This is a genomic window from Streptomyces atriruber, assembly GCF_001418325.1.
Lineage (GTDB): Bacteria > Actinomycetota > Actinomycetes > Streptomycetales > Streptomycetaceae > Streptomyces > Streptomyces atriruber.
Genome location: NZ_LIPN01000669.1, coordinates 1 through 1,241 on the forward strand (window position 1 = coordinate 1; position 1,241 = coordinate 1,241).

At 67.4% G+C, this 1,241-nt stretch carries 1 pseudogene; it reads left to right on the forward strand.

The annotated features are described in order from the left end of the window. Window positions 1-184: 184 nt before the first annotated feature. Window positions 185-1,241 (forward strand): annotated as a pseudogene (locus tag AOK03_RS39900) (hypothetical protein); the annotation flags it as partial.

Below are 1,241 nucleotides of genomic sequence, written 5' to 3' on the forward strand. Positions count from 1 at the left end.
GGCCGGGACCGCGGGGGTGGGCGTATTCCCGTCTGAGGCGAAAAACGACCCCGAGGTTCAGTCCCTTTGACCCTTTATCCGGTGATTGATGTCACGGAAGATTGCTAGGGGGCCACTGCGCGTCATACGGTCAGTGGTCGACTTCCCCCCATTCCCTCTTCTTCCCCGCCAGGAGCCCAAGCCCGTGCCCTCTGCCGGACTCGCCCCCCGACGCATCGTGCAGCTGTCAGCGCTGTTCGCGATGTTCGCGCTCTTCGCGACACAGCTCGCGACCGCGCTGATCCCCTACGTCCCGGTGTTCGTCGCCGCGGCCGCCGCGAACCTCGCGCTCGACATCTATCTGCAGTACAAGCAGCCGGGCCTCCTCTCCCTCCTTGGCAAGATCCGCTTCGACGTCACGGTGCGCCAGCTGCTGCGCGACATGCTGATCCTCGTCGGCCTGCTGCGCATCGACGGCATCGAGCCGCTGGCCGAGCAGTCGCCGCTGACGATCGCGCTGCTCGCCTTCTACGCCCTGCACTTCGGCTGCCAGGCCGTCGCCGTGCTGGTGCGCCGCACCCGCTCGCTGCCGATCGTCACGCGCAACATCGACACGTCGAAGCTGCACCTGACGGCCGCCCCGCCGCGGATCCTGGCCCGCCGCCAGGCCCACCGCCTGCTGACCTTCTCGGTCCCGACGACGGTCGGCCTGCTGGTCACCGCGGCGACCACCGACGCGTACTGGGGCGGCATCGGGCTCGCCGTCTCCATCCTGCTGATCGGCGTCGGCGCGCTGTACCTCGCCACCTGGCTGCTCCCGAAGAAGCGGGCGAAGAACGACCAGAAGGTCATGGAGTGGCTCGACGAGTGGCTGGCCGACTACAAGCCGACCGTCGCCATGTACTTCTCGGGCGGCACGACGTCCGCGTACCAGGCGAACATGTGGCTCTCCACGCTCTCCGAGCTCGACGGCAATCCGCTGATCGTGCTGCGTGAGCGCTTCATGGTGCAGAAGATCGACGCCACCGACGTCCCGATCATCTGCTTCCCGAAGGTCGCCACGATGTTCTCGCTGGAGACGTCGACGCTGAAGATGATGCTGCACCCGGCGAACGCCGCGAAGACCTCGCAGGTCCTGCGCATCCCCACGATCAAGCACGCCTTCATCAACCACGGCGAGAGCGACAAGCTCTCCTCCTGCAACCCCTACGCGAAGGCGTACGACGAGGTGTGGGTGGCGGGCCCCGCGGCCCGCGACCGCT